Genomic DNA, 21,749 nt, shown 5'->3' on the forward strand with positions numbered 1-21,749 from the left:
CTTCGAGTCAGAGGTGTTGATGTGAGCTTCGAATTAAGAGCGGATCTTCATGGCAAGGAAGGTTAGCAGCGTGCGTGCGTGGTGTCCATAGTTTGTGAGGAAATGGAATTACAAGAAAAGTGCCACTGCCACTACTGCGAGGCCTTTCCAACCGCGGCTTAAGTAGCCCACCACTTCAGGGGAAAAGGAAGCACCGAAACCGCCCGTATCGACCATGCTCATTTGCGTCACGCGGGCAGGGCGGGACCTGGTGTAGCCGGCCCACGCCAGGCCTACCGCGATGACTGCAAGTGCAGCAAGTGAAAGCTGCCACACGATGGCAACAAAGACCGTTCCTATAATCGCTGTGCCTATCGCAGCGCTCATAGGAAGACCCCACTCTGCCCAAGGCCCTTCCACGATTCGCCCAAAGGAACCTGCGCGGCTTACGGCCGCACCCACCATGGACCAAGCGGTGGCAAATGCAAGAATGCCCAGCGAACCCAGGTGCGGTGCGAACCCGAGGCTCAAACCAGCAACTGCCAGTGCGCCGACGCCGATGTACCAACGCCTGCCTAGACGGCGCGCGAAAAGACCAGCTAAAGAAGCGGACGAACCGATCTGCGGTTTCAACCACATGCTTTGGCTGGCTAGGGCGTCGGAGCTGACCTCAGAGTCGAGCAGGTTCACACCTGAACTGCTCACCTGGCGGGAACGGCCAGCAGCGAGCAGTGACGCAACGGTGAAGGAACGCCAGCCCACGGCCATGCGTAATGCTGGCGCTGCCAGTGCGAATAGAGGAGATGCGCCGAGGGACACGCAAAGCAGCAACGCGAGTGCAGTGGCCCCGAGCAGCTGCAGAACTGAAATTGAATCCATGCCCCGCAGGCGTCCTTGTGGGCGGAGGTGGTAAACCCACCGAGGGCCTGACATCCCACGCAGCGGGAACAGCGCCTCCAGAAGCGCAATCAGCGCCAGCAATCCCAGGATGCCGCCCGTTGTCTGTAGAGGAGCAACGTCGGTGCGAATTACGACGAAAGGCAAATAGTCGGCGGCGTATTGCCATACGCCAAAAAGTACGCCTAGGAGACATCCAAACATGGTGATCGCTCCAACGACGTCACCGAACTTCGACAGGGCCCGTGTCATGCCAGTACGAGAGTTGGTGTCAGGCATCATAGCTCCACCAACTCATCGCACGCATCGGTGACGGTAGGCGAGTGGGACGCCACGATGATGCAGCGACCTTCTTTCGCCAGGTGGCGCAGTTCGCTGCTGAGGAATTGCGTCCACTCGGCGTCGAGGTGGCGCTCGGGTTCGTCGATAAGCAGCACTTGCGCGGGCTGGTAGAGCTGGATGGCCAGGAAAACGCGCTGGCGCTGGCCCGCGGACAAACGCGTGGCGGGGTGAGGTAGGAGCTCCTCAAGCGCCCACAATTCGATGATTTCAGCGAAGTCAACGCCAGTGGTCCGGGCGATGAGATCGATGTGCTCGCCCACGGTGAGGTCCGGTAGGAAGATTGGGTCGGCCACGGTGAGCACCGCGCTTGCCGACGCCCTCGTTCCCACCTCCTTCCCATCAACACGGACGGTGCCCTCGAGAGCCGCGAGCTCGCCACCGAGAGTGGCGAGCAGCGTCGACTTGCCTGAGCCGTTAGCTCCCTTGAGGCCGTACATGCGGCCCGGGGCAAACTCGCGGGCAAGATGGCCGAGGGCTGTGGTATGTCCGTAAGTGGCATCGATGTTCAGCATGCGGCAAGGCTATCAATTCTGCTGCTTGCAGGCTTTCAAGACCTTGGTTTTGGTACCTTGAGCTGCTAAAATTTAGCGTCAAACAGCTATTTTGGGGGAGAAAAAGAATGGTTACTCCACAGCCCGCTAATGAGTTCATAGACACCGAAATTGATAAACCGAGGGATAACAAGTTGGCCTTGGGAGACGCAGCAATGCGTTTGGCCGGCCATGACGTTAGTGACCCGAAAGTTCGTGACTTGGCCCGCCGCGTAGCCGCTGGCACGGTGTCTGCTGAGGACGCAATAGCCCAAGTTCGCCGGACGGCATTTAAGTAAGCAGGGGAAAATGAGCGGGGGTTGGAAAGATTACTTCATTCCAGGAACAACGGTTCTGAAGAATCTATTGGGGGCAACTGATGCTGAGGAGCTCCGATTACTCGAGGAAAAACTGGTATTCCTGCGAATCTCGGAATTACAGCATGAGCCCCTAGAGGGGAATTTTGATTATCAGCATTTCAAAGCCATCCATCGCCACCTTTTCCAGGATGTTTATGAATGGGCGGGGCAGGAGCGTACGGCTCCTACTGACCAGTTCATGGTGAAGGCCGGTCATGCTTATTACCCAGCGGGTCCAGAGCTGACCAAGGCCGCGAACAAGATTTTTGCTGGTCTTGCCCGCGATAACCTGTTGTGCGATATGACTCTTGAGGAGTTCGTCCCGAAGCTGGCGGAAGTGTGGGGTGAACTCAACGTTGTGCACAGCTTCCGCGAGGGAAACACCCGCACGCAGACCGTCTTTTTCGCGTTCCTTGTGGATAATGCTGGGTTTGCCTTGGACGTGGAGCGCCTAGCCGTTGATAGTGAACTGCGTGAGCGGTTCATCGCTGCACGTTTTCATAGCCAGGACACAGGCGATAACGCGCAGCTGGCGCGGGTGCTGCGCGAAATCGTCGGCAACCGCTAGCTCGTGCTAGCCCTTGTTGCGGAATACAAAGATAGAAGAGAAGTCCTGGTCGCCGTGGCCCATGGACTGCTGTTCCTCAAAGCGTTCGATGGCGGCGTGCACTGCTGGCAGCGGCTTAGAAGAAGTAGCCTCTATGAGCTTGGCGTCCTTGCACAGGGCGTCGACAGTGAAGTCGCCCGGAGTGGTGTTGCGCTCACCCGTGATGAACGGGCCCTTCATGTTCTTCATGAACGCGAGGCCGGTGATATCGAGCATTTCGAGGATGACCTCGGAATCAAGGCCCTCGGATTCGCCAAGCTGCAGTGCCTCCAGCAGTCCCTCGGCGGTTACTGCCAATGCGAGGTTGGCTAGCAGCTTGCCCAGGGCGGCGGTAGCTGCGGACTCGACGCCGATCAGCTTGTTCTCACCGGCCCATGGCTCGACGATGTCCATGGCGAGCTCGCGACGGTCGTCGTCAGGCGTGCCCACATAGACGCCCAACTCGCCGTTTCGGGCTGGGCCCAGGGAACCCACGACTGGTGCGTGGACATAGGAATCCACCGCGGCGGCAAATTCGCGTGCGGCCTCCGGGGAAACGGTGGTGGTGTCAATCCAGGTAACGCCGGCGGGGATCAGCGCGGGCTCGATGATGCGCTCGCGAATGTCATCAGGACCAAACAAGGAAGTGATGATGACCTCGGCGTTTTTCACCGCCTCTTCAGGGGTATCTGCCAAGCTGGCGCCTTCTTCGACGAGAGGCTGCGCGCGCTCAGCGGTGCGGTTCCACACCGTAACCTCGTGAGATTTGAGCAGGTGGCGGGCAAGCTCGCTGCCCATTCGGCCGGTTCCAAGGAATGCGATTTTCATGGAAACCAGTGTGCCATTTTTGTTTGCGGGCGCGCAGTCAACTTCGGTGTGCCACCGGAAGAGCGCCGTGGTTCGTATCCCGTCGGTACCGCCCACACCGTGTGGGCTGGCGATGATCATCGGCGGCATCGTAGGCCTGAAAACGGTGGCCTAGGGCAGCGGGATGTAGATTTCCTCCGGGCGTGGAAGTGGTGGCGGCTTCGGGATTTGATCGATTCCCTGTTGTACCTCCGGCGGAATCGGAACCTTTGTGGGAATCCGCGGCGGCGCTGGTGGCGGCGGTGGCGGTGGCATATGAAATTCCGGCAGCTTTGGCAGGCCTGGAACTGGTGCGGGTGCTGGACGCCGTGGTGGCGGAGCCGGCGCAGGTGCGTGGATAGTTACCGTATCGGGTGAATGCGGCGGTGCTTCTGGTGGCGGGGCCAGTTGGCTTTCTTGCGGAGCTTGCTCAGGTGCGGGCGCCTTCGGTGTTTCTTTCGGCTTTGGTTCGTGTTTGCTGGATGACGCTTGCGCGGAATCTAGCGCTAAGCGTGTGGCCGGTTGTGGCGCGGAGCCCTGGGCCCAAGGCGTGGTGCTTTCTGAGGTTTGCGTTTCCAGCGGTTTCATATCTTGAGCTGGAACCATGGTGACTTCTTTGCTTGCACAGGATGCACAAAATACAGCGCTAAGGCCGATAGCGCAGAAGAAAATGCGTGAGCGCATGATGAAAATTTCCCCCTTTTAAAATCACCGCCATGAGTGTTGGTTGCAAGCTGCATGAGCAGCCGGTGTGCAGCGCGCTTTGTTGTTCCCCCGGCGCTGCGATCGTGGCGATGGCAGTAGCTTAACGGCAATTAGAAACCGGTGCAGGGTAAGTAGCGCGTGGAGTAGATGGAGTGGATACAATTCGGCGAAGTGCTCTGGGCGCGGTGGCGCGTTTGGCCACTCCAACTTTTGTATAGGGACAAAGCAGTTACAATGTTGGCTATGCCTAATACGAGTCAGCAGCCAGTTTCCCAGTCCACCCAGTGGTTCGAGCGCGCATCCAAGGTCACCCCAGGTGGCGTGAACTCCCCGGTCCGTGCCTTCGGTTCGGTCGGCGGCCAAGCCCGCGTTATCGCGCGCGGCGAAGCTTCCCGCCTGTGGGACGTCGACGGCAACGAGTACGTTGACCTTGTTAGCTCCTATGGTCCGATGATCCACGGCAACGCCCACCCGGCAATCGTGGAGGCTGTGCAGAAGGCAGCGGTCGATGGCCTTTCCTTTGGCGCGCCGACCGAGGCGGAAACCCTGCTGGCAGAGCGAATTGTGGAGCGCACCGCAGTAGAGCAGGTGCGTCTGGTCAACTCCGGCACTGAGGCAACCATGTCCGCCGTGCGCTTGGCCCGTGGCTTCACCGGTCGCGCAAAGGTGTTGAAGTTTGATGGCTGCTACCACGGCCACGTCGACGCGCTGTTGGCGTCGGCAGGCTCCGGCGTTGCTACCTTCGCCCTTCCGGATTCCCCGGGCGTTACCGGCGCAACCGCTGCCGATACCATCGTTGTGCCTTATAACGATCTGGATGCTGTCCGTGAGGCTTTCGCCGCACACCCAGGTGAGATCGCCTGCATCATTGCTGAGGCAGCCGCGGGCAACATGGGCACAGTGGCTCCCGATGAGGGGTTCAATGCGGCGCTGAAGGAAATCGCGCATGCCGACGGCGCGCTGCTCATCCTGGATGAGGTCATGACTGGCTTCCGTACCTCACACAAGGGCTGGTTCGGCGTCGACGGCGTCGCTGGTGACTTGGTCACCTTCGGCAAGGTTGTCTCCGGTGGTCTGCCTGCCGCCGCTTTTGGTGGCCGCGCCGACGTCATGGCTTACCTGGCACCGGCTGGTCCGGTCTACCAGGCAGGTACTTTGTCCGGTAACCCAGTTGCGATGGCTTCTGGTCTGAAGTCCCTGGAGCTTGCCGACGAAGAGCTGTACCCGCGCCTTGGCGCAAACGCTGACCGCCTAACCGGTCTTATCTCTGCAGCATTGGATAAGGAAGGCGTGGCGCACAACATTCAGCGCGCTTCCTCGATGTTCTCCATCCGCTTCGCTGAGGGACGCGGCCGCAACTTCGACGACATGAAGGCTGCTGATACCTGGCGCTTTGCTCCGTTCTTCCACGCTCTTCTGGAAGGCGGCGTCTACGTTCCGCCATCAGCTTTTGAGACCTGGTTTGTCTCCGATGCGCTGACCGACAATGATTTTGAGGTAATCGAAAAGGCGCTCGCGCCCGCAGCAAAGGCTGCCGCAGCAACCCAGCGCGCTTAAAGCTCATTTAAAGAAGAGCGAAAGGAACTTCTATGTCGACGACTATCGTCCACCTGGTCCGCCACGGTGAGGTGTACAACCCGGAAAAGATCCTCTACGGACGCATCCCGGGCTACCACCTTTCCTCCCGCGGCCACTCCATGGCGGCGCGCACTGCGGAGTCCTTCCGCGGCCACGACGTGACCTACCTGGTGGCTTCGCCGCTGCAGCGCACACAGGAAACTGCGCAGCCTATCTCCAAGGTCACCGGCCTTGACGTTGAGATCGACAAGTCCGTCATCGAATCCGGTAACCGTTTTGAGGGCCTGCGCACCAAGGGCTGGAATTCCCAGCTATGGAACCCACAGCGTTGGCCGCTGCTGCGCAACCCGATGCAGCCTTCCTGGGGCGAGCCTTTTGAGGAGATCGCTGCCCGCATGGTCAATGCAGTCGAGCGCGCACGCGATAAGGCAGAAGGCCACGAGGCCATCATCGTCTCCCACCAGCTGCCCATCGTCATGGTCCAGCGCACCGCACTAGGCAAGCGCCTTGCCCACGCACCATGGGACCGCGAGTGCGACCTTGCCTCGGTGACCTCGCTCGTCTTCCAAGATGACCAGCTCATCGACATCTTCTACTCCTCCCCGGCGCAGGATATTTAAGGCAGAGCCCGTGAAACACAAACTTTTGCCTGTAGTCGCCTCGTTGATGGTTGTCGCTTCGGCTACCACTGCGTGCAGTCAAGACGCAGATAAAGCACAAAATGCAGTGGCGAGTGGCGGCACCTTTGAATTCTTTGCTCCAGGCGGAGAAAAAGTAATCAAATATGCGCCCGAAGAGCGCAAACCGTTGAAGTCCTTCACAGGAGAGAATCTGCGCCACGACGGCCAGACCATTTCTCTGGATGATTTCTCTGACCAGATCGTCGTACTGAACTCTTGGGGACAATGGTGTGCTCCTTGTCGCTCCGAATCGGATGACTTACAAAACATCCATGCCGAGCTGACCAAACGCGGTACGGGTACAGTTCTGGGAATTAATGTCCGCGACTTCAACCCGGAAATTTCCCGTGATTTTTTGGGAGATAACGGGCTGGAGTATCCGTCCATCTACGATCCGCCTTTCAAGACGGCTGCGGCTCTTGGCGGCGTACCGACCTCTGTCGTGCCAACCACCATCGTGCTCGATAAGCAGCATCGACCAGCCGCCGTATTTCTGCGCGAGATCACCGACAAGGATGTTCTCGAAGTCGTAGATTCGCTGGAAAAAGAGTAGTTTCCACTGCTAGACAACTTATTTAGAATTGCGCGAGGTTTCATGGACTTTACGGATGCGGCGCTCAACGTCGAATCGGTCATCACTAGTGGTCCTTTCGCCCTAGGTTTTCTCCTCGCCATGGCCGCTGGCTTGGTCAGCTTTGCTAGCCCGTGCGTGGTCCCGCTCGTCCCCGGCTATATCTCTTACCTGGCCAGTGTGGTTGGCGGTGAGGTTAGTTATGACGCGGAGTATGGCATCGGCGTCGGCAAGCGCAAGCAATGGGCTGTAGTACTTGCCGCGGCGCTGTTTGTGCTGGGCTTTACCGTGGTATTCGTGCTGGCGACGGTCTCTGTTTTCGGTGCGATTTCCGCGCTGACGCTCAACGCTGATGTGCTCATGCGGATAGGCGGCATTATCACCATCCTCATGGGCGTTGTGTTCATGGGCGTGGTGCCGGTGCTGCAGAAAGATACCCGCATGGCGCCGCGGCGCTGGACCACGTGGTTGGGTGCGCCGCTGCTCGGCGGCGTCTTTGCGCTTGGTTGGACGCCGTGCCTAGGCCCGACGCTCGCGGCGATTATCTCTGTCTCCGTTGGTACCGAAGGCATGACCGCAGTGCGCGGAACGTTCCTTATCATCGGCTATTGCTTGGGGCTGGGGCTGCCTTTCCTGCTCGTTGCGCTGGGCTCAGCCCGTGCCATGCGCACTATCTCTTGGATGCGGCAACACTCTCGCACCATCCAGATCATCGGTGGTATCGCCATGATTCTGGTGGGCCTCGCACTGGCTACCGGCTTGTGGGGCAACTTCATCAGCTTCATCCGCCAGTGGACGTTTGAATACGGCGCGACCCTAATTTAAGAGGATAAGAAGGCATATGAAACTTATCGTTCGCTATCTGCGCAAGGCATGGCATTGGCTGACCAGCATGCGCACGGCACTGGCATTGCTGTTCCTGCTCGCTCTGGCGGCCATCCCGGGCTCGCTGCTGCCGCAGCGCGATCTCAACGAGGCTAACGTCAAGGACTTCATTAGCTCCCACGGCAAGGTTGCGGAAATCTACGACAAACTGCAGCTTTTCGACGTCTTTTCTTCCATCTGGTTCCAGGCCATCTTCATGCTGCTGATGGTCTCCCTCGTGGGCTGCATCATCCCGCGTTCTTGGGAGCACTACAAAGCCTGGAAAACCCCGCCTACTCGTGCTCCGAAGTACCTGGAAAAGATGCCGCTTCACGCCGAAGGCCATTCGGAGCATTCGCCGGAGGAAATCAAAGCTCGAGTAACCAAGCTACTGAAGAGGTGGCGCGTTGCTGAATCAGGCCCGGAAGAAGACCGTCAGGGGCTGCAGTCTTTCTCCGCTGAGCGCGGCTATGCCCGCGAGCTGTGCAACCTGATTTTCCATATTGCCTTGGTGGCCATCTTGGTCACCGTTGCCGCCGGCCGCCTGTCTAACTACGAGGGCCAAGTCATCGTGGTCACCGAGTCTGGCTCCCAGGACGGGGAGACCAAACTGGATCAGTCCACCGAGTTCTGCAATACCTCGACCTCGAACTATGACTCCTTCCGCGCTGGCTCGCTTTTCGACGGCACAGGCCTGCACCCGTTCTGCTTCGTAGCTCACGACTTCACCGCGGATTATCTTGATAACGGCCAGGCGGAGATGTTTACCTCCAACGTGTCCTACGCGGAGGGCGATGACATCTACACGGATCATTCCTCCTGGAAGGACTATGAGCTCAGCGTGAATCACCCGCTGCGCCTTTCCCATAACCGCGTCTACCTGCAGGGGCACGGCTACGCGCCGACCGTGACGGTGGAGTGGCCAAACGGCGAGAAGCGTACCCAGACCATCCAGTTCCGTCCCGATGACATGGTTCGCTTCCTTTCTTCCGGCGTCATGCGTTTCGACCCGCCGGCTGGCATGTACCCGGATCTCTTTGAGCGTCGCCAGAATCAGCTCGCCATCCAGGGCCTTTTCGCGCCGACCGCACAGTGGTCCGGGGAGAACGGTCAGCTGCTGACCTCCGCGTACCCAGGGCTTACGGATCCTGCCTTGGCAATCGATATCTACCGCGGCGATGCCGGCCTCGATACCGGCACTGCGCAGTCCATCTTCGATCTGGATTCCTCCCTGGTGCACTCGGGCCAGCTGCAGAAGATTGACCGCGTGAATCTCTCGCAGAACGAATCCGTGACGCTGGACGATGGCACGAAGGTCACCTTCAACGGTGCCTCCCAGTATGCGAATTACCAGATTTCTTATGACCCATTCCAAAAGTGGGTCTTGGTCTCGGCACTTCTGATGCTGGTTTCCCTGGTCGGTTCGCTAGTTATCAAGCGCCGCCGCGTGTGGGTGCGCATCAGCCCGGCCGCGGATGGAGGAACCGACATCCAGATGGCGGGTCTTGCCCGCACCGACCGCGCCGGTTGGTCCGAGGAGTTCTACGCGCTCTATCGCGAGCTTTTGGATCTGCCTGACCCGGACGAAGTAGAAGAGGATGAGATCTGGGTGGATGATTAATCCATCCGACTAAAGTTTGATGTCGCCTGCATGCGGGAGTATCGTATGCAGGTACTATTTGGAGCAAAGCGCAAGGTTTTCAATGCTGATTGATCAGAATCTGTCGAATTTTTCCGACATCGCCGTCCAAACGGCCTTCGTTATCTACGCCATCGCGCTGTTTCTCTCGCTGGCGTACTACGGCCGCATGCAGTCGGTCATCGATGCCCGCCGCGCAGCTGCAGCAGATCGCGCGCAGTCCAAGCAGAAGGTAGCGGCAGGCGGCAGCCCCTACGCACCAGCCGCTGATGACGCTGCGCTTGCCGACGCTGCCGTCGCCGACACCACCCCAGTCAAAGACCCCAGCGTCCTCGAGGAAAAGGCTGAAAAGCTCGGCGGCATGACGCAGATGCTGCTGTGGCTGGGCATTGTGCTCCACGTTGTGGCAATTGTGCTGCGTGGCCTAGCCACACACCGCTTCCCGTTTGGCAACCTGTATGAGTACGTGCTGATGGTGACCGCTGGCGTGCTCATCGTGTCCAACATCGCGATGCAGCGCAAGGAATGGCGCACGATGTGGCCGTGGATCCTCACTCCGATTTTGGCGCTGATGTTCTACGGTTCCACCAAGCTGTATGCGGAATCCGCTCCGGTTGTCCCGGCGCTGCAGTCGCACTGGCTGCCAATCCACGTCACTGTGGTTTCCCTGGGTGCTTCCATCAGCGTGGTTTCCGGTATCGCGTCTTTGCTGACTATGTTGCGTGTCTGGCAGCCGAAGGGTGCTGAGCGTGGTTTCGCTGGTGTCGTGGGCAAGCCGCTGCCTTCGGCGAAGAAGCTGGATCAGCTTGCTTACCGCCTCGGCATCATCGCACTGCCGACCCTGGGCCTAGGCATCGTGCTCGGCGCCATCTGGGCGGAGTCTGCCTGGGGACGCTTCTGGGGTTGGGACCCGAAGGAGACCGTCTCCTTCGCTACCTGGATTCTTTATGCGGCTTACCTCCACGCTCGTGCGACGCCGTCCTGGCGCAAGTTCTCGCCGTGGATCAACATTGCCGCGACCTCCTTGATGGTCTTCAACCTGTTCTTCATCAACATGGTTGTTTCCGGTTTGCACTCTTACGCGGGGTTGAACTAGTGCCTGATACGCATAAGCCAAGAAATAAGCAGGGAAAGCCAGCAGGCGATAACCCGCAGCTGCTGGCTATCGGCGCGGAGTTCGCAGCTCGCCGCCGCGAGCTCGGTATCCTGCAGCAGCAACTGGCTGATGCCGCGGGCGTATCTCGCTCCACTTTGCACACCATCGAGCATGGCGGTAGCGGTGTGCGCTGGGAGAAGGTCACCGCGGTCGCGGAGGCCCTTGGCCTTGAGATGAGCTTCCAGCCGCGCGCTTAGCGGCGTAGCTTTCCATCACTTTCTTCATGGTCCCATTGCTTGGGTCCCTTTGTGGGGCAATGGGACCATGAAGCGCGTTTTCAGGGTTGCTGATACTCGTAAAGCTACCCGTAGAGAGGGACCTTTAGAGGGAGACCATTCCGTGCCGGCGCGGAGAATGCACCCTACTTCTCGTCCGTTTCGTCGCGCGGGGGCTCGTCGCGGTGGCTCTCGCGGCGCTGTTGACGGCGGCGCTCCTCGGCTTCCCGCTCGGCCTGCAACTCGCGGGCGCGGCGCTCCTTGAAGCGCTCCTTCTCGAGGTTCCACAGGAACTCTTCATCGTCGTCTGGGCCCTTGATGGCTGGGCGCTGCTGCGTTGTTTGCGGCTTCTTCCAGCTGGAAGGGCCAAAAGCCTTCCAGACCAGTACGGCGGCAAGAACAACTAAGACAAGCAAAATCAAACGACCCATGCGTTATATCCTACGGAATCGAAAGCGTAGACTTTAGCCCCATGACTGATACTTCTTCTGCACATAATCCGGAGCCGCCGGCACCCGATCCCGAGCTGCGCCGCCGCTCCCGCGCCGCGCTTTGGAAGTACGGCTTGGCCCGCCTGGTGCTTTTTATCCTGCTCACGGTGGTCATTGAGCTCATCGCCATCCTGGCAGGTTTCCCCATTCCAGTACTGCTCGCAGCGCTGCTTGCCCTATTCGTGGCGCTGCCGCTGTCGATGCTCGTGTTTAAGAAATGGCGCGTAGAAGCCACCGAGACCTTGGCTGAGTATTCCGCTCAGCGCAAGGCTCATAAGGCCTGGGTCCAGGCTGAGCTAGCCGGCCGTTAATCCCTTAAACAAGAAAAGCGCAATCGCGCTGACCAGCGCCCACACCAGCATTGCGCGGCCAGTGATGCCGAGCACCGGGATGAGCTGGGGGCCGCGGGCGCCGCGGTTGACGGTGCGCACCGCCTGTAGTGCGAACGGGAAGTAGACCAACGCCGCGAGCGCCAGCCAGGAATCGAATGCGATGACAATGGTCAGCAAAACCGGGATGAGCAGCAGCCACATGAACAGGTTGCGTGATTTCTTGTCACCCAGGCGCACTGCCAGCGTGATTTTTCCGGACTCACTATCCGAAGGAATGTCACGAATATTGTTCGCCAAGTTCACCGCAGAGCTCATTCCACCAATACCCACTGCGAGCGCAAGACCCGTCAGCGTGATGTGGCCTGCCTGTGTGAACTGGGTACCCAGTACCGCCACCAATCCGAAGAAGATGAAGATAGCGACCTCACCGAGGCCACGGTAACCGTACGGATTCTTGCCGCCGGTATAAAACCATGCGCCAGCAATACAAAGCGCGCCTACCAAGATGAACCACGCGGCGTTCGCTACCAAAGACAACGCAATGCCAGCCATGGCAGCAACTGCGAACGAAGCAAAGGCCGCGTACTTCACGTGCTGCGGCTTCGCCAGCCCACCGCCGGTTAGACGCTGCGGGCCGGTGCGGTCGTCGTCGGTGCCGCGGATGCCGTCGGAGTAGTCATTGGCGTAATTGACGCCGATGATGAGCGCCCACGCCACAATGAGTGCGAGAAAGGCGCGGCCCCAGTGCGCGCCGTCGGCAGCCGCGGCGGCGCCAGTACCAGCGATGACTGGGGCGAAAGCATTTGCCCATGTATGCGGGCGAGCGCCTTGGAACCAGTCTTTGGCAGTTGCGGGATAGGCAGAAAGTGACATGTCAGTTATTGTGCCACGCCACCGCGGACATGCTGTGCACAAGGGACGCACACGGCGGACATATAAAAGCCACGGGTATGGCAAAAGCGCGTCGTACATACCCAAGAAAGGACGGCTGTGGGCCACACCCGTGACAAAAGTTCAACGCGTTGAACTTTCCTAAAAGTTATCATGTGAATCGCTCGCGGGGCAAGGCCTTTACTACGATGAATGTCATGCACTTAAGCGATCTCCCTGAACGTACCCAGGACTACCTCAAAGCCCTGTGGGACCTCTCCGAGCACTCTGGCGGCGCGCCCATCGCGCTCAAAGAACTGGCGGGGCGATTGAACCAAAAGGTGCCCACGGCGTCCGAAGCCGTAAAGCGTCTCGTTGCCCAAGGGCTGGTGGAACACGAGCGCTACGCTGGCGTTTCGCTGACCCCAGAGGGGCAGGCACTGTCCATGGGCATGGTCCGCCGCCATCGTCTCCTCGAGACCTTCCTGGTTAAAGAACTGGGGTACACCTGGGACGAGGTTCACGAGGACGCCGATCTCCTCGAGCATGCATGCTCCGATCGCTTCATCGATCGCCTCGATCAGCACCTGGGCCATCCTCAGCGCGATCCCCACGGCGATCCCATCCCCGATGCGCAGGGCAGCATCGAGGACCTTGGCACGCTCACGCTTGACGACGTCCCCCTTCACACCCCTGTCACCATCGAGCGGGTATGCGACGGGGACACCGAGCTGTTGCGCTACCTCGACAGCCACGGCGTCGGCTTGGGCGTCGAGGTCGTAGTTGATTCCCGCGTTGCGGGCCTGCTCAACCTGCACGCAGGGGACAAGGAGTTCTCCCTTGCGGAAGTCGCGGCCGCCGACGTGACAGTGCGCGCTAACGAAACCTAATCAGTTCTTAAAGAGCCCTGCGACACCACGACGGTCCACCTTGCCGGGGCCGGTCAGCGGCATCTCAGCAATGCGGATAATCTCGCGCGGAATCTGCCACCGAGGCAGGTCATCGAGCGCTTCGAGGATGTCGGTGCGCGAAGCCCAGCCGGTGTAAGCTGCGGCGATCATCTGACCAAGACGCGGATCAGGGATGCCCACCACGCATGCACTGTCGACGCCCGGAACCTGCAACAAGAGCTGTTCCAGCTGTTCTGGGTGCAACTTCAGGCCGCCCGAATTGATGATGTTGTCCAGACGTCCAGTGACGGTGAGCTGACCGTGGGCGTCGAGCTCTCCGGCGTCGGAAGTGGCGAACCAGCCATCGACGAAGTCGCGCGATTCCACATTGCGGTAGCCCTGCGCAATGGTCGGCCCGCCCAGGAAAATGCGGTTATCGTCCCCGATGCGCACCTCGGTGCCGGGCAGGGGAGTGCCGTTGTAGACGCAACCGCCCGCAGTCTCCGAGGAGCCATAGGTGGTTACCACGGTGATGTCGAGCTTGCGCGCAGATTCCAACAGCTGGGGATGCGGCGCTGCTCCACCCACCAGGATGGAGTTGAAACGGCGCAGTGCCTGGATGCCGTCCAGCGAATCGAGTGCCTTGTGCAGCTGCATTGGCGTGAGCGCGGTGTACATGCGGTCCTCGGTGTGAGCGAGCTCTTCTGCTGCGCGGGCGAACTCGGTGATGTTAAAGCCTTGAGACAGGTCGAGGCACAGTGGCTCCACCCCCGCCACCAACGAGCGCACGAGCACCTGGATGCCCGCGATGTGGTGGGCGGGCATGGCCAGTAGCCATTGGCCGGGTCCACCCAGGAAAGAATGGGTGGCATCCGCACTCGCCACCAGGTTAAGCGGGCTTAGCTGCGCACCCTTCGGTGTGCCCGTGGAACCCGAGGTAGCCACCACCAAAGCAATGTCCTCAGCAATCGATTCGCCCGCGCGCATGTGGTTGCGCAGCAATTCCGCCCGCGTGCGGTCCGCTGCGGGAAGGGGCAAGAGTGTGGTCTGCCCAGCGATGGCTTTTTCGAGCTCATCCAAAATAGCTGCGGGATTGCGGGGATCGACTGGGAGTGGGGCGAGGATATGAGTCACGAATAATCAGGTTACCCGGGCATATCGCTCGTCCCGGGAGGCGGCGCGCCGGGCGTTTAGAGCAAGGCGCGCAGCCCCATGCTGAGCAAATAGAACACACCCGCCAGCACCGCGATGCAGCCGCCCGCCGACAAACTGAGTGCGGCCGCCAGCCAGAGCCCGCCGCATGCCAGCGCAATGCCCGCGATACCGGCACCGAGCATGAGCTGGGTCGGGTGCTTGATCCACGGCTGTAACGCCGCCGCCGGGGCTACCAGCAGCGCCAGGGACAAGATAGTGCCCACCGCGGGAATCACCACCACCATGGTCACGCTGATAAGCGTGAGGGTAAGCAAGTCATAGCGGCCGGGCTTTCCGCCTTGTGCACGGAAGGATGTCTGGTCGAAGTAGAAGGAGACCAACGTCCGGCGAAATGCCACCAGCACGCCAAGGCTGACCACCACCAGGGCGCCGACAAACCAGACATCCTGCGCATTGACAGTGGTCAGCGAGCCCACGAGAAAGCTATCCACGTGGATAGGTAGCGGTTGGAACCAGCGCAGCAACAAGATGCCCAGGGAAAATCCCAAGGTGAGCGTCACGCCGGCGGCAGCGGTCGAAGAAATGCCTTCGACGGTACTCAACCACCGCATAAGCCAGGCCAAAGGCAGGCAAAACAGTGCCGCGCCCACCATCAAACCCGTGGAGAGATTCAAGCTCAGAAGGTTGGCCACTACTACACCGAGCACCGCGCCGGGGAAGATTCCGTGCGACAGGCTCTCGGCGAAAAAGACGCGCTTGCCCATGACCATCAAGGTTCCAACTAAGCCAGATAAACATCCCACAGCGATGGCCTCAAGGAGGGGCAACCGCAGGATCTCTGGATCAAGATGAGACAGTCCCATCAGCTAAATACCCCCTTCAAGCCTGCTAGCGGCACGGTGGCAACCAGCATCAAGCTGACAATTGCCTGCGGCGAAATCTGATGCGTGGTTTGGGACAACATGATGGCAAATCCCACCACCACTGCCAGCGTGGACAAACCCGCAGCCCAAAAGCACATGCTGCGCGGGGATCCTGCGATCAAGCGCGCTGAGAGGCCTGGAATGACAATAAAACCGATAACCAGCAACACACCCACTGCCGAGCTAGCTGCCACCACGATTAGGCCAACCGCGATATTCGCAATGAGCTCATAAGCCGCCACGTTGACGCCCATGGCGCGGGCCGCTGCTGTATCGAAAGCGACGAGAATCTGCATGCGCCAGGTTGTCAGGATGAGCAGTGCCGCAATCACGCAGAGCGTGACGGAGGTTGCCAGCCTGGACTGCGTGACGTCGAGAAGCCGGCCAAACATGAGTGCCTCCAGCTGCCCGGACTTGTCGCCATAGGCCAAACTGATGACCACGCCGATGCCGTACATAAAGGTCAGTACCACGGCCGTTCCGGCTTCCATATCCAGCTTCCGCGCTGACTGGCGCCGCCCAGAACCCAGAGAAGCCAGCACCAGCACCGTCACCGTGGCCACCGCGGCCGCACCCGGCACGATGCCCGGGATGCCGCCCACGATGAGCCCTACCACGATGCCCGGAAAAACCGAGTGCACGAGGGCTTCCACCGTAAATTCCATGCGGCGGAGATTAACGAGGACGCTAATGGCAGCTCCCGCAATCGATAGGCACAGCAGGAAGAGGAAAGCATTGCGCAGGTACGGGGCGAAGAGAATCTGCTCCATCACAGTCGCGCGCCTTGCTCCATATAGGTTTCCACTGCTTCCTCGGTTCCCATGGTGCGGACCTTGCCGTCGAGCACAAACGCCGCCCAGTCGCAGGTGTGCTGCGCCAAGATGGGGTCGTGAGTGGAAACGAGCAGGGCGATACCTGCTTCCTTGAGATCCGCAATGATCTGAATCAGGATTCGGCGACTTTCTTGATCAAGCCCGTTGAAGGGTTCGTCGAGAAGCACCAGCTCCGGGGCCGAAACCAACGCGCGCGCGATGAGCACGCGCTGGCGCTGCCCACCCGAGAGCTGGCCAAACCGCGTCTCGGCGAGGTGCTCCATCCCCACTTGTCGCAGGGCATTGAGTACGTGGCCGCGGTAGCTACGCATGCTCGTGCACCTGTGCCACCAGCTCACTGAGGGCAAAAGGCCCATTTCCACGACCTTGTAAGCCGTGACGGGAAAACTCAGGTCGGAGTCTTGATACTGCGGGACGTAGCCGAGCGAGGCGTCGATGGTGGCCATGCCGCGCAAGGCAGCCAGGCCAGTGATTGCCTTGAGCAGGGTAGATTTGCCCGCGCCGTTGGAACCTAGGAGCGCCACGGCCTCGCCCGCGCGGATCTCAAGATCAACGTCGGTGAGGATATCCCGGGCGCCATAGCCGCAGGTGGCATTGTGCAGAGTGACTAATGGGGAAGACATAAAGAGCTACTTGCGCTTGGCGAAGTCGAATTCCTGCAGCGATTCTGGCAACGGTTGCTGCTTGGAGTCCCAGGCGCTGACCAGGGTGTTGATGTTGTGGACGATGGATCCGATGTAGGTCTCGCCCTCACTGCCTGGCACACCTAGCGAGTCGCCGTACAAAGCGTCGTCGGATGTAACCGCCTTGACGCCTGCGGCGCGGGCGATGGCCTCGATGGACTTCGAGTTGTTGGAATTCTCCGCAAAGATGGCCTTGGCGCCGGACTCGCGGACCTTCTTTACCTGCTCATCGATGTGGCTCGAGGTGGCGTCCTGCTGGTGGTTGAAGTCAGACAGTGCGGAGCCGATGAATTTCACGCCATACTCGTTAGAGAAGTAGCCGAAGGCGTCGTGGGAAGAGAAGAGCACGCGGTCTTGCTCAGGAACTGCGGACATGGAATCGCTGGCCCACTTGTCGAGGTCCTCCAGCTGGTCGGTGTACTTCTTGCCGGCGGCGGTGAAGGCGTCCTTGGCTTGCGGGGAGGCCTGGGACAACGTGTTGACGATGTTGTCGACCTGAATCTTGGCCTGCTTCGGGGAGGTCCACACGTGCGGGTCGTACTTGAATTCTGGGGCCTCGCCGTCCTCCCCCGGGAAAGGCCACGGGCGCGGGCTCACGTGTTCGATGCCCTCGTCGATGGTGTACTTGCCGTTGCCATCGCTCATGCCTTCGCTCTTGACGCCCGAGGTCACGGCCATGACGCCGTGGAAGCCGGAGGAGTCCACGGCTTGGTCGAGGAAGTGCTCGAGGTCGACTCCGTTGACGAACATGTAGTCGGCCTGGGAGAGCGCCTGCATCTGCTGTGGGGTCATCTCGTGCTCGTGGGCGCTGGCGTTGGGGGCGAGCAAACAGGTGAGGTCGAGGGTCACTGGGCCCTCGCCGGAGGTGGTCTCTGCACCTTGGGAGTCGACCTTGTGGAGCTTGACGCCGCCGGCGGCTATCTGGGTGAGGTAGTCGCAGATCTGGGTAGTCGTGGCCACGGCCTTGACGGTGTCGCCGTCCTTCGGTTTTGCGGCGTCGGTGGATTCTTTCGAGGCGCTGCAAGCGGCGAGGCTGGCGCCGAGTGCTAGGGCGCAGGTGCCTGCGAGAATGCGCTGTAGGGGCCGGCGTGGGGTGCTGTGATTTGAGCTCATCATGAACTTCCTTTGCATTGGGAGAAGTGAACTCAACAAACACTAGCACCCTTGAACTAGATTGTTCAATATTATGAACTTAGGCAGTCCTATCTCCTTCTTGAGCAGCTAAAACTTAAAAAATCCTCTCACTTCAATGGATGAAGTGAGAGGTTAGGAAGTGGTGGCCTTAGTTGGCTACTTTTGCCTTTTTGCTGAAGAGGAGCTGGTCCAAGGAGTGCATGCCCGGGCCGGCGGCAACGAGCATGAGGCCGGCGACGGCGATGAGTCCAACCAGTTCCCAGCCGCCATCGGAAACGAAGATGCCGGAGGAGAAGTGGTTGGCAAAGATGCCAGCGCCCACCATCTGCAGGGCGACGAGGATTACGCCCAGGACGACGCGTGCTGCGAGCATGGCGAATGAGTTGCTGAGTTTCATGCTCGACACTTTACGTATGAACTATGGACATATCCACAAAAGTTTATGATGTCTCACCTTGGTCCCAGAGATGCCTCACGACATTCCCCGCAGCGTCTATGCCTTCCTACATGTACGGATTGCGCGGGGTGTCCTCCTGATCGAAGGGACGCTCCCCACGCCTTTCGGCGTCTTTGATGTGGCGAAGCATCCATACGCGCGAGCCGATGACGCCCGCCAGCGCAAGTGTGGCCAAGCCGATGGCGAAAATCCACATCGTGCCAACTCCTGACTAGTAGTAGTACGGGAACTGCTCCCACTGTGGATCACGCTTTTCGAGGAATGCCTCTTTGCCCTCGACGGCCTCGTCAGTCATGTATGCCAGGCGGGTCGCCTCGCCGGCGAAGACCTGCTGGCCCATGAGACCGTCATCGGTCAGGTTGAAGGCGAACTTCAGCATGCGCTGGGCTGTCGGGGACTTGCCGTTGATTTCGCGGCCCATCTGGATGGCGGCATCTTCCAAGTCGGCGTGATCGACGACCTCGTTGACGGCGCCCATCTCGTACATGCGCTGCGCGTCGTAAGTGCGGCCCAAGAAGAAGATTTCGCGGGCGTACTTCTGGCCCACCATCTTTGCCAAGTAGGCCGAGCCATAACCGGCGTCGAAGGATCCGACGTCGGCGTCGGTCTGCTTGAAACGGGCCTCTTGACGGGAAGCGATGGTCATGTCGCAGACCACGTGCAGGGAATGCCCGCCGCCGGCAGCCCAGCCATTGACTACGGCGATGACCACCTTGGGCATGGTGCGGATAAGGCGCTGGACCTCCAAGATGTGCAGGCGGCCGCCTTCGACCTTCTCGCGGGCGGTGTCCACGGTGGATTCATCAGCGGTGGCATCATCGTGGGCGTGCTCGGTGGCGTAGCGGTACCCGGAGCGGCCGCGAATGCGCTGGTCGCCGCCAGAGCAGAACGCCCAGCCGCCGTCCTTTTCACTCGGCCCATTGCCGGTGAGGAGCACGGTGCCTACGTCTGGGGTGCGGCGTGCGTGGTCAAGGGCGCGGTAGAGCTCGTCTACGGTATGCGGGCGAAAGGCATTGCGCACCTCAGGGCGGTCGAAGGCAATGCGCACGATGCCGTTCTTGCGGCCCTCGCCGTTGAGCCGGTGATAGGTGATATCCGTGAGGTCTTCAAAACCCTCTACGGAATGCCACAATTCCGGCCGAAAGGGATTATCGGTGCTGTATTTTTTCTGCTCGCTCATAACGGCCAGCTTAGTGGCAAAAGAAGAATAGTCCCCATTCCCAACCCTCACCCACACACGCTGCCCAGCAGGCTGGTAATAATCAATACGTGATACTGCGAGGTTGTTGCCCCGCACAATACCCGTGTACGCCATACCAGCGCGGTACTCCATGCCATGGGGAGACTCGAACTCCCCGCCCCTTAAAGCGCTAAAGGGGGCCTGGTGTCCCTCGACTTTCCCCTCCAGGGTGGGGGCCTGCTCGCTGCAGGCGTGTGGGCTACCATCGCGCGCTTTATGCGGCGCGCGACATGACTATCCGTTTTTCAGTTCGGTATTCCAGTTCAGCTGCTGGATGCGGGTATCTAATTCGCGGTACTGCTTAGATAGATCGTCGACATGCTTGCGCATATCCGCCACCGGGATGGTGGAGACAAACTTAATCTCGTTGCGGGAATAACGATCCGAGCGTGTGCCCGCCCGCTGCGCCAAGTCGTGGTAGATGCGGCGCTTGCGCACAAGGCCGTCCCGCAGAGCGAGGGCCTCCATTAAGTTCATCTTCTCATCGAAGGCGGTGGCGATATTTGTCGCATTAATGGCCTGCACCAGCTCATCGATGCGCCCGGTCACGCCGTCGAGCTCGCGCAGCAGCTCCTGCGGATCCTCCTCCGGGGTATCGCCCTCCTGCACGCGAACCACGGCGAGTAGCCGCTCGTGCAGGCTATTGAGACGCTCTTGCGCCTGGGCGCGCTCCGCCAATGCCTCAGCTAGCAGCATAATTCCTCCTTTATTGGTATAGGTTCCCAAAAATAGCGCAGAGCGGGGAGGGGGTCAATGGTCTGAGGGCGCTACCATGAAAGCCATGCATATCGATGACGTCCTATCCCGCGCCCATGTTGTCTCATTGCCGCTTGCCGTGAAGTTTCGTGGGATAACAACCCGCGAAGCATTGCTTATCGAGGGTCCTGCAGGCTGGGGCGAGTTCTCACCTTTCCTGGAATACGGCCCAGCCGAGTCGGCACATTGGTTGGCAGCCGGCTTGGAGGCGGCTTATGAAGGCTTCCCGGAACCAGTCCGCGATCTCATCGAGGTCAACGGCACCATCCCCGCCGTGCCTGCCAGCGAGGTTCCTGCCGTGATGGAGTGCTACCCAGGCTGCCGCACCTTCAAGATCAAGGTTGCAGAGAAGGGCCAGACGCTTGCCGACGACATCGCGCGCGTCACCGCCGTACGCAACTACATCACCGAGCGCGGACGCGTCCCCGTCCTTCGCGTCGACGCCAACGGCGGCTGGAGCGTTGAGCAGGCAGTCGAGGCAGCCAAGGCTTTGATGCCGTTGGACTATATGGAACAGCCTTGCGCGAGCGCAGAAGAACTCGCGGAGGTGCGTCGCCAGCTGATGCGCAACGGGCTTTTCGTGCGCGTTGCGGCAGATGAGTCTATCCGCAAGGTCGAGGACCCGTACCGCGTGGCTGATCTGCAGGCAGCCGACGTCGCGGTGGTAAAGCCGGCGCCTTTGGGCGGAGTACGCAGGGTGCTCGACGTCGCCAAGCATCTGCGTTCCCGCCACATGGATATTACGGTGGCTTCGGCCTTGGATACCTCGGTGGGAATCGGCATGGGGCTGGCCACCGTCGCGGCGCTGCCGAAGATTCTTGATGACGAAGACGTCGACGTCACTCCTGCCGCCGCCGGGTTGGCCACGGGCTCGCTGTTCCTCGAAGACGTCACGGAGCCGCGCCAACTGATTGATGGGCCCCTTGCCGCCACCCCGCTCCCACCGGATCCGGCGCGCTTGTCCGGCCTGGCGGCCGCGCCCGAGCGCCGGGATTGGTGGTTTGCGCGCGTGCGTGAGTGTTGGCAGTTCCTTTAGGG

The 21,749-nt window shown here is 60.2% G+C and carries 27 protein-coding genes; 13 read left to right on the forward strand and 14 right to left on the reverse strand.

What is annotated here, in order from left to right:
- Window positions 1-108: 108 nt before the first annotated feature.
- Together HMPREF3158_RS06190 and HMPREF3158_RS06195 are read right to left on the reverse strand one after the other, a co-directional pair.
- Complete coding sequence (locus HMPREF3158_RS06190; RefSeq protein WP_083281226.1) at window positions 109-1,158, reverse strand: ABC transporter permease; 1,050 nt, start codon at window positions 1,156-1,158, stop codon at window positions 109-111.
- Window positions 1,155-1,730, reverse strand: coding sequence for an ABC transporter ATP-binding protein (locus HMPREF3158_RS06195; RefSeq protein WP_061920381.1), 576 nt, complete (start codon window positions 1,728-1,730; stop codon window positions 1,155-1,157). The genes HMPREF3158_RS06190 and HMPREF3158_RS06195 overlap by 4 nt, the downstream gene beginning before the upstream one ends.
- Window positions 1,731-1,837: 107 nt before the next feature.
- Here HMPREF3158_RS06195 and HMPREF3158_RS06200 point away from each other — a divergent pair, with 107 nt between their 5' ends.
- Window positions 1,838-2,047, forward strand: coding sequence for a hypothetical protein (locus HMPREF3158_RS06200; protein ID WP_049063782.1), 210 nt, complete (start codon window positions 1,838-1,840; stop codon window positions 2,045-2,047).
- A 10-nt stretch (window positions 2,048-2,057) separates the two neighbouring features.
- A complete protein-coding gene (locus HMPREF3158_RS06205) occupies window positions 2,058-2,675 on the forward strand; it encodes a Fic/DOC family protein (RefSeq protein WP_049063784.1) in 618 nt (205 codons plus the stop codon).
- 6 nt (window positions 2,676-2,681) lie between these two features.
- On the opposite strand, the gene HMPREF3158_RS06210 is transcribed toward HMPREF3158_RS06205, so the two are convergent.
- Window positions 2,682-3,521 carry an NAD(P)-dependent oxidoreductase gene (locus tag HMPREF3158_RS06210; protein ID WP_070497754.1) on the reverse strand — a complete coding sequence of 280 codons (840 nt, stop codon included), beginning with the start codon at window positions 3,519-3,521 and terminating at the stop codon, window positions 2,682-2,684.
- Window positions 3,522-3,769: 248 nt separating this feature from the next.
- Here HMPREF3158_RS06210 and HMPREF3158_RS13155 point away from each other — a divergent pair, with 248 nt between their 5' ends.
- The 8 genes from HMPREF3158_RS13155 (at window position 3,770) to HMPREF3158_RS06245 (ending at window position 10,929) form a co-directional block, all read left to right on the forward strand.
- A complete protein-coding gene (locus HMPREF3158_RS13155; RefSeq protein WP_268751111.1) occupies window positions 3,770-3,901 on the forward strand; it encodes a hypothetical protein in 132 nt (43 codons plus the stop codon).
- 577 nt (window positions 3,902-4,478) lie between these two features.
- Entirely contained in the window at window positions 4,479-5,801 is a 1,323-nt protein-coding gene (hemL, locus tag HMPREF3158_RS06215) for a glutamate-1-semialdehyde 2,1-aminomutase (protein ID WP_061920394.1), read from the forward strand.
- Window positions 5,802-5,833: 32 nt separating this feature from the next.
- Window positions 5,834-6,442 carry a histidine phosphatase family protein gene (locus HMPREF3158_RS06220; protein ID WP_061920396.1) on the forward strand — a complete coding sequence of 203 codons (609 nt, stop codon included), beginning with the start codon at window positions 5,834-5,836 and terminating at the stop codon, window positions 6,440-6,442.
- Window positions 6,443-6,488: 46 nt separating this feature from the next.
- Window positions 6,489-7,055 (forward strand): TlpA disulfide reductase family protein, encoded by a 567-nt coding sequence (locus tag HMPREF3158_RS06225; RefSeq protein WP_070432564.1) that lies wholly within the window; start codon window positions 6,489-6,491, stop codon window positions 7,053-7,055.
- 42 nt (window positions 7,056-7,097) lie between these two features.
- Window positions 7,098-7,898, forward strand: coding sequence for a cytochrome c biogenesis CcdA family protein (locus HMPREF3158_RS06230; RefSeq protein ID WP_070497756.1), 801 nt, complete (start codon window positions 7,098-7,100; stop codon window positions 7,896-7,898).
- A gap of 16 nt (window positions 7,899-7,914) precedes the next feature.
- Window positions 7,915-9,558 carry a cytochrome c biogenesis protein ResB gene (locus HMPREF3158_RS06235; RefSeq protein WP_070497757.1) on the forward strand — a complete coding sequence of 548 codons (1,644 nt, stop codon included), beginning with the start codon at window positions 7,915-7,917 and terminating at the stop codon, window positions 9,556-9,558.
- Between the two features lie 82 nt (window positions 9,559-9,640).
- Window positions 9,641-10,672, forward strand: coding sequence for a c-type cytochrome biogenesis protein CcsB (gene ccsB / locus HMPREF3158_RS06240; protein ID WP_062035979.1), 1,032 nt, complete (start codon window positions 9,641-9,643; stop codon window positions 10,670-10,672).
- Complete coding sequence (locus HMPREF3158_RS06245; RefSeq protein ID WP_061920405.1) at window positions 10,672-10,929, forward strand: helix-turn-helix domain-containing protein; 258 nt, start codon at window positions 10,672-10,674, stop codon at window positions 10,927-10,929. The genes ccsB and HMPREF3158_RS06245 overlap by 1 nt, the downstream gene beginning before the upstream one ends.
- A 164-nt stretch (window positions 10,930-11,093) precedes the next feature.
- On the opposite strand, the gene HMPREF3158_RS06250 is transcribed toward HMPREF3158_RS06245, so the two are convergent.
- Window positions 11,094-11,378, reverse strand: coding sequence for a hypothetical protein (locus HMPREF3158_RS06250; protein WP_062035976.1), 285 nt, complete (start codon window positions 11,376-11,378; stop codon window positions 11,094-11,096).
- Between the two features lie 41 nt (window positions 11,379-11,419).
- Between HMPREF3158_RS06250 and HMPREF3158_RS06255 the strand changes: the two genes are divergently transcribed.
- Complete coding sequence (locus HMPREF3158_RS06255) at window positions 11,420-11,749, forward strand: DUF4229 domain-containing protein (protein WP_061920409.1); 330 nt, start codon at window positions 11,420-11,422, stop codon at window positions 11,747-11,749.
- Here the strand turns inward: HMPREF3158_RS06255 and HMPREF3158_RS06260 are convergent.
- A complete protein-coding gene (locus HMPREF3158_RS06260) occupies window positions 11,735-12,643 on the reverse strand; it encodes a 1,4-dihydroxy-2-naphthoate polyprenyltransferase (RefSeq protein WP_070497760.1) in 909 nt (302 codons plus the stop codon). The two genes, HMPREF3158_RS06255 and HMPREF3158_RS06260, sit on opposite strands and share 15 nt — an antisense overlap.
- Window positions 12,644-12,858: 215 nt before the next feature.
- Here HMPREF3158_RS06260 and HMPREF3158_RS06265 point away from each other — a divergent pair, with 215 nt between their 5' ends.
- A complete protein-coding gene (locus HMPREF3158_RS06265; RefSeq protein WP_062039180.1) occupies window positions 12,859-13,530 on the forward strand; it encodes a metal-dependent transcriptional regulator in 672 nt (223 codons plus the stop codon).
- On the opposite strand, the gene menE is transcribed toward HMPREF3158_RS06265, so the two are convergent.
- The 9 genes from menE to HMPREF3158_RS06305 all read right to left on the reverse strand — a co-directional run bounded on the left by menE (window position 13,531) and on the right by HMPREF3158_RS06305 (window position 20,651).
- Window positions 13,531-14,664, reverse strand: a complete 1,134-nt coding sequence (gene menE, locus HMPREF3158_RS06270; RefSeq protein ID WP_070497762.1) for an o-succinylbenzoate--CoA ligase — start codon at window positions 14,662-14,664, stop codon at window positions 13,531-13,533.
- Between the two features lie 56 nt (window positions 14,665-14,720).
- Window positions 14,721-15,548 (reverse strand): metal ABC transporter permease, encoded by an 828-nt coding sequence (locus tag HMPREF3158_RS06275; RefSeq protein WP_062035968.1) that lies wholly within the window; start codon window positions 15,546-15,548, stop codon window positions 14,721-14,723.
- Window positions 15,548-16,378: a metal ABC transporter permease gene (locus HMPREF3158_RS06280; protein ID WP_062035966.1), complete on the reverse strand. Its 831-nt coding sequence runs from the start codon at window positions 16,376-16,378 to the stop codon at window positions 15,548-15,550. The genes HMPREF3158_RS06275 and HMPREF3158_RS06280 overlap by 1 nt, the downstream gene beginning before the upstream one ends.
- Window positions 16,378-17,064 (reverse strand): metal ABC transporter ATP-binding protein, encoded by a 687-nt coding sequence (locus tag HMPREF3158_RS06285; RefSeq protein WP_070497764.1) that lies wholly within the window; start codon window positions 17,062-17,064, stop codon window positions 16,378-16,380. Before HMPREF3158_RS06285 ends, HMPREF3158_RS06280 begins: the two co-directional genes overlap by 1 nt.
- A gap of 6 nt (window positions 17,065-17,070) precedes the next feature.
- Window positions 17,071-18,237: a metal ABC transporter substrate-binding protein gene (locus tag HMPREF3158_RS06290; RefSeq protein WP_062035962.1), complete on the reverse strand. Its 1,167-nt coding sequence runs from the start codon at window positions 18,235-18,237 to the stop codon at window positions 17,071-17,073.
- Between the two features lie 169 nt (window positions 18,238-18,406).
- Window positions 18,407-18,655: a hypothetical protein gene (locus tag HMPREF3158_RS06295; RefSeq protein WP_062035960.1), complete on the reverse strand. Its 249-nt coding sequence runs from the start codon at window positions 18,653-18,655 to the stop codon at window positions 18,407-18,409.
- Between the two features lie 106 nt (window positions 18,656-18,761).
- Window positions 18,762-18,911, reverse strand: a complete 150-nt coding sequence (locus tag HMPREF3158_RS12945; protein WP_162839570.1) for a hypothetical protein — start codon at window positions 18,909-18,911, stop codon at window positions 18,762-18,764.
- A 15-nt stretch (window positions 18,912-18,926) separates the two neighbouring features.
- A complete protein-coding gene (locus tag HMPREF3158_RS06300; protein ID WP_070497825.1) occupies window positions 18,927-19,895 on the reverse strand; it encodes a 1,4-dihydroxy-2-naphthoyl-CoA synthase in 969 nt (322 codons plus the stop codon).
- Window positions 19,896-20,189: 294 nt separating this feature from the next.
- The gene (locus tag HMPREF3158_RS06305; protein ID WP_061920423.1) at window positions 20,190-20,651 is read right to left on the reverse strand and encodes a DIP1984 family protein; all 462 of its coding nucleotides are present in this window, start codon (window positions 20,649-20,651) and stop codon (window positions 20,190-20,192) included.
- Between the two features lie 76 nt (window positions 20,652-20,727).
- On the opposite strand from HMPREF3158_RS06305, the gene HMPREF3158_RS06310 reads away from it, so the two are divergent.
- Window positions 20,728-21,747 (forward strand): o-succinylbenzoate synthase, encoded by a 1,020-nt coding sequence (locus HMPREF3158_RS06310; RefSeq protein WP_070497766.1) that lies wholly within the window; start codon window positions 20,728-20,730, stop codon window positions 21,745-21,747.
- The last annotated feature ends 2 nt before the right edge of the window (window positions 21,748-21,749 follow it).

This window comes from Corynebacterium sp. HMSC06G04, assembly GCF_001807365.1.
Taxonomy (GTDB): domain Bacteria; phylum Actinomycetota; class Actinomycetes; order Mycobacteriales; family Mycobacteriaceae; genus Corynebacterium; species Corynebacterium simulans.